Source organism: Pseudomonas sp. S37 (assembly GCF_016658545.1).
GTDB lineage: Bacteria > Pseudomonadota > Gammaproteobacteria > Pseudomonadales > Pseudomonadaceae > Aquipseudomonas.
Genome location: NZ_JACVZC010000190.1, coordinates 1 through 5,768, shown reverse-complemented (window position 1 = coordinate 5,768; position 5,768 = coordinate 1). Strand labels below are relative to the sequence as shown.

Here is a 5,768-nt window from a genome sequence, read left to right as displayed (position 1 = left end):
CTGTAGGAGCGGCCTTGTGTCGCGATCGGGCTGCAAAGCAGCCCCGGCAATTTCTGCATCTGCGCTTAAAACCTGGGGCTGCTTTGCAGCCCGATCGCGACACAAGGCCGCTCCTACAGGGGGCGCGTAGGCCGGAAAAGTAGCCTCAAAGGGCTGAAACCTGCCTGCGCAACTCGTCAGCGAAGAAGCGAACGGCAGGTGCAGGTTCACTCCCCCCCTGCCTAAGCTCGATCACCACATTGCCCAGTGGCGGCAGCGTGCTGTCACCGGCCTCGATGATCTGCCAGTTCGGCAAGATCAGCGGCGACGATGTGGCAGCAATCGCCAGCCCGCTCTCCACGGCAAGCTGCACCCCGGTAACACCGGTGCACTCGAACACAATGTCGTAGTCGATCAGGCTGGCACTGAGCGCAGCCAGGATGTGCCGGCGATACCCGCAACCATGGGGGTAGAGGGCCAGCGGCACCGGTGCTGCGGGGTCATGCCGGTAGCCCGCTGCCGCCACCCAGTGCAGGGGGTCGCAACGCAAGATCTCGCCATGGCCATCGGCCGTACGCTGGGTCACCAGCGCCAGGTCCAGTTCGCCATCCTCCAGTGCCGTGAACAGGTTCTGGCTGATGTCGTTACGGATCTTCAGGCTCACCTTGGGGTAGCGCCGGGTGAACTGCTGGATGACCGGTGGCAGGAAGGCGCTGGCGTAGTCATCAGGTATGCCGAAGCGCACCGCGCCGCACACCTCGCCCCTGGCGAAGAACTCGATGGCCTCATCACTCAGTGCCAGCATTTTCCGCGCGTACTGCAGCAGTTGCTCGCCCTGAGGGGTGAGCACCATGGCTTGATGGCCCCTTTCGATCAGCCGCCCGCCCATCTGCTCCTCCAGCTTTTTCAACTGGATGCTCACCGCTGCCGGCGTTTTCAGCAGCCGCTGCGAGGCAACAGTGATGCTCTTGCATTCGGCAATGGTCTTGAAACTGTGCAGCAGGGCAAGGTCGAGATGACGCACAGCACCTTCCTCGGCGAATGGAATCAAGCCCTTCTGGCAGCGACGCAGAAAAGCATTGACAGGCATTAGGCAAACAAAAAAACCGCCTGTCAAACGCGACCACGCCCAGCACATGCCCGGCAGCGACAGCCCCTTGCGGCTTAAATTTTTTTTAACCGATGGTTATTTTTTATTCGATTTCCAGCTCGCCCGGGCTTGGCTAGATTGGCCCCACGAACAGTGCATGAGACGCCTCGGCGGTATGCCTGGCTGTGCGTGTCGGAGAACAATAATGAAAGCCGAGTTTGACTATGTAATTGCAGGTGCAGGTTCTGCGGGTTGTGTGTTGGCGCGTCGGCTTTCCGATGCGGGCAACCAAGTGCTGTTGCTGGAAGTAGGCCCCAGCGACAAGTCATGGATCATCCGCATGCCGGCCGGCCTGCGCTCGGCATTCAAGCCGACATCCCGATACAACTGGTGGTACTACACCGAAGAACAGCCCCACCTGAACAACCGCAAGATCCAGCAACCGCGTGGCCGCGTACTGGGCGGTTCCTCCTCGATCAACGGCATGACCTGGCTGCGCGGGCACCCGCTGGACTACGACGGCTGGGAAGCCCAAGGGGCCACAGGCTGGGGCTGGGCCGACTGTGCACCGTACTTCAAGAAGATCGAAGCAAGCAGCATCGGTGGCGTGCATCGCGGCCACCAGGGGCCGATTCGCGCCCAGCGCCAGGAACACCTCAGCCCGTTGAACGCGGCCTTTCTCGAAGCAGGCCAGCAAGCCGGCTTCACCCTTACCGACGATGTCAACGGCTATCGCCAGGAGGGTGTGTCACGCTTTGAAATGAGCGTGCGCGACGGCATTCGCAACAGTGCGGCCTACGGCTACCTCCATGCCATGGGTGAACACCCCAACCTCACCCTCTGGCTGGGTTGCGAGGTACAGAAGATCAACTTCGAAGGCGACCGGGCCACCGGCTTTCGGGTTATCCGGCATAACCAATCGATCGATGTGCGTGCACGGCGCGAGAGCATTGTGTGCTGCGGTGTATTCGGCTCGGCGCAATTGCTGATGTTGTCGGGCATCGGCCCAGCTGAGCATTTGCGCGAGCACGGCATCGCGGCAAAAGTGGATGCGCCGGGCGTGGGTGAGAACCTGCAGGACCACCTGGAATGCCATATCCAGATGGAAACCAGGCAGCCGGTTTCGCTCAACCGCGAACTGCAGTACCACCGCATGCTCTGGGCCGGCCTGCAATGGTTCGGTTTCAAAAAGGGCGTCGCCGCGGTCAACCAGTGCCACGTCGGGGCATTCCTCAACAGCGCACCCTCCACGCCGCACCCGGATATCCAGTTCCATTTCTTCCCGGTGTTCTTCGACAAGCACTGGATCCCGGTAAGCACGACCTATGGCTACCGAATTGGCGTAGGCCCAATGCGCCCGACCAGCCGCGGCACGGTCAGGCTGCGCAGTAACAAGGTGTCCGACCCATTGCGCATCGACCCCAACTACATGGCTACCGATGAAGACTGGCGTGTCATGCGCGAGGCCATGCGCCTGGGTATCGCGTTTGCCGAGCAGCCTGCCTTCAAGCGCTACAACCCTCGCGAAGATACCCCAGGCCGCACCATCCGCTCGGGCAAAGCCCTGGATGCGTTCATCCGTGAGGACGCGGCCAGTGCCTACCACCCCTGCGGCACCTGCAAGATGGGCGCCGTGGCAGACCCGATGGCGGTGGTCGACAGCCACTTGCGCGTGCGCGGTGTCGACAGCCTGCGGGTGATCGACGCCTCCGTTTTCCCGAGTGTGCCCAGCGCCAACATCAATGCCGCAACGATCATGCTCGCCGAAAAAGCCAGTGACCTCATCCTCGGCAAGCCCGCGCTGCAGCCCGAGGCCCTGCCCTATCACAGCCAGGCCAAGCGGCCTGATACCCACAAGGCTTCTGCCTGATTGCGTCCAGGAGATACCCCATGACCACCATCACCGTCCGCCAGGCCACCCCGGAAGAACTGGCGCACTGCCAAACCTGGTCACTGTGGGAAAGCGGCGATACCGACCGCTTCGCCTACCAATACGATCAGGACGTGCAGTTTGTGGTACAGCGGGGCGAGGCTGCCATCCACAGCCAGGGCAATGCCCCCGTCACTATTGCACCTGGCAGGCACGTCACCATCCGAAAAGGCGTGGACGCTATCTGGGCCATTCGTGCGGCCGTCGTCAATCGCTACCAGTACCTGTAAGCCGAAGCCACCTGCGCCCTGCAGCCAGCGCCTGGCTGCTCACAAGAACAACCCGACAGCACCCATCATCAAGCTGCCAAACCTACTACTACAAGAAATGGAGATGCCAGATGATCCGTAAACGCCTGAGCGCACGTACCGCCTGCCAGTGGCTGGCCGGCACCGCATTGATAACCATCGCCAGCCTTGGCCATGCCGAGGAAAAGCAACCCGTGGTGGTCGGCTGGGTAAACTGGGCCGACGCAGAAATCGCCACCAAGCTGGCCAGGCTCGCCCTGGAAGACCAGCTGCAGCAACCGGTCAAACTGGTCATGGCCGATATCGGCATCCAGTTCCAGGCGCTGGCAGCCGGCAAAGTCGACATGATCCCGATGGCCTGGCTGACCTACAGCCACAAGCCGTTCTGGGAAAAGTACAAGGCCAGGCTGGAAGACCTGGGTGTGCTGTACGAGGGCCGCCTTGGGCTTGCCGTGCCCAGCAGCATCCCCGAAAGCGAAGTGAAAAGCATCGAAGACCTGAACAAGCCAGAGGTGCGCGCAAAGTTCGCCGGCAAGATCCTTACTTCGGAAGTAGGCAACGGCCAGTACAAGACCGCAACCCGGGCCATCGCCGACTACAAGCTCGACGGCTACAAACTGGTGGCCTCGTCCGAAACCGGCATGCTCAACGAGTTCGACCGCCAGCTCAAACGTGGCCAGTGGGCCCTGCTCAATGCCTGGAGCCCGCACTGGATGTTCTCTACCTGGCCACTGCGCTACCTCGACGACCCGAAAGAAGTCTATGGCAAAGCCGAGCAGATTCATGCCGTCGGGCGCAAGGGCTTCACCCGCGACTTTCCGCAGGTGGCCACCTTCTTCGCCCACTACAAGCTCCCCCTCAACGACCTTGAACGGATGATGAAGCAGGCCCGCGAGACCTCAGCCGACCAGGTGGTGGCCGAATACTACGCCGCCCACAAGCCCACCTTCACTGCCATGTTCAAGGGCGAACCGGCCATCACTGCGCAACAGCCCTGAGCTGACGCACTTTTCAACTGCCAACTGCGAAACGCTGCGTACACGGCCTTCAGTGGCACTGAAGCCGGGGATAGTCGTGCGCGCGTTTCAGGCCTCGCGTCGGGAAACAGCAATGAACAACCTACAGGTTTCAATTGAAGACGTACCGCTCAACCGCTTCCACCAATGGCTGACCGTTCGCTGCGGTGGCGGCTCGTTCGTCGATGGTTATGTGCTGAGCATTGTCGGGGTGGTGATGCTGCAGCTGTCCAGCGCCCTGCAACTGGACAGCTTCTGGGAAGGAATGATCGCCGCATCAGCGTTGATCGGTATTTTCTTTGGCGGGTTTATCGGTGGCTGGCTGACCGACGTGGCCGGCAGGCAGCGCATCTTTTTCGTCGGCCCGGTCATCTTTGTGCTCTCCTCGCTCGCCCAGTGCTGGGCGGACTCCGCATTGGCCTTGTTCCTGTTGCGCCTGCTGACCGGCATTGCAGTTGGCATCGAATACCCGGTGGCCACTGCGTTGCTGGTTGAATTCATGCCCAAAAAATACCGTGGCCCCAGGTTGGCTGCCTTGGCGCTACTCTGGTTTGCCGGGGCTGCGTGCGCCTACCTCGTTGGTGAATTCATCTTGCGCAGCGGCGTGGCGGATGCCTGGCGCTGGGTGCTGGCCAGCGGTGCGGTGTTTGGCGGCCTGCTGTTGCTGGTACGCCTGGGTACACCGGAATCACCCCGCTGGCTGCTGAACAAAGGGCGCCTGGCAGAAGCGGACACCGTCATCAAGCGCGTCTACGGCAAGCCGTTCTCGCTGGCGAACCTGCCCGAACAGGCCGAGGCACACAAACTGCCGCTGCGCGCCCTGCTGCACTCGGGCTATGGCAAACGCATGTTGTTCGTGGTGGTGTTCTGGACCTGCTCGATCGTGCCGGTGTTCGCGGTGTATGCGTTTGCCCCGAAAGTGCTGGCGGCGCTGAAACTGACGGGTGATCTTGGCGCGCTCAGCTCCATCATCATCACCCTGTTCTTCGTGGTCGGTTGCCTGCTTGCAACGCGCCTGGTCAACGTGATGGGGCGGCGCAACATGCTGATCTGCAGCTTCCTGTTTTCGGGGCTCGCCCTGCTTGGGCTGGGTATCTGCAACAGCAGCTCCGGCGCCTTGATCGTGCTGTTCTTCTCGCTGTATGCGTTGTTCATCGGCGGTGCGCAGGTGCTGACGCTGGTGTACCCGAACGAGATCTTCCCGACCGAAATGCGGGCGGTGGCCGTAGGCATTGGCACCTCGTTTTCGCGGGTGGGCGCGGCAGCGGGTACCTACCTGGTACCGGCGGCGCTTGGCGGGATCGGCGTGGCCAACACCCTGTATGCAGCGGCCATCATTACCCTGGTCGGCTTGCTGGTTTCGTGGTTGTACGCGCCGGAAACCCGAGCGTTGAGCCTGCAGGAAGCTGCGGCGCTGGACTGAGCCTTTTGCAACAATCCTCCACCTTGCGCGATCCCTTGTAGGAGCGGGGGGGGGGGGGGGGGGGGGGGGGGGGGGGGGGGGG

The 5,768-nt window shown here is 61.9% G+C and carries 5 protein-coding genes; 4 read left to right on the top strand and 1 reads right to left on the bottom strand.

Annotated elements, in window-relative coordinates; genetic code table 11:
* Nucleotides 1-145: 145 nt before the first annotated feature.
* Nucleotides 146-1,003 carry a LysR family transcriptional regulator gene (locus tag IAE39_RS28750; protein ID WP_201207849.1) on the bottom strand — a complete coding sequence of 286 codons (858 nt, stop codon included), beginning with the start codon at nucleotides 1,001-1,003 and terminating at the stop codon, nucleotides 146-148.
* 271 nt (nucleotides 1,004-1,274) lie between these two features.
* Between IAE39_RS28750 and IAE39_RS28745 the strand changes: the two genes are divergently transcribed.
* The 4 genes from IAE39_RS28745 (at nucleotide 1,275) to IAE39_RS28730 (ending at nucleotide 5,686) form a co-directional block, all read left to right on the top strand.
* Complete coding sequence (locus IAE39_RS28745; RefSeq protein ID WP_201207848.1) at nucleotides 1,275-2,939, top strand: choline dehydrogenase; 1,665 nt, start codon at nucleotides 1,275-1,277, stop codon at nucleotides 2,937-2,939.
* A 20-nt stretch (nucleotides 2,940-2,959) separates the two neighbouring features.
* Nucleotides 2,960-3,229: a cupin domain-containing protein gene (locus IAE39_RS28740; protein ID WP_201207847.1), complete on the top strand. Its 270-nt coding sequence runs from the start codon at nucleotides 2,960-2,962 to the stop codon at nucleotides 3,227-3,229.
* Nucleotides 3,230-3,339: 110 nt separating this feature from the next.
* Nucleotides 3,340-4,245 (top strand): glycine betaine ABC transporter substrate-binding protein, encoded by a 906-nt coding sequence (locus IAE39_RS28735; protein WP_201207846.1) that lies wholly within the window; start codon nucleotides 3,340-3,342, stop codon nucleotides 4,243-4,245.
* Nucleotides 4,246-4,357: 112 nt separating this feature from the next.
* Complete coding sequence (locus IAE39_RS28730) at nucleotides 4,358-5,686, top strand: MFS transporter (protein WP_201207845.1); 1,329 nt, start codon at nucleotides 4,358-4,360, stop codon at nucleotides 5,684-5,686.
* The last annotated feature ends 82 nt before the right edge of the window (nucleotides 5,687-5,768 follow it).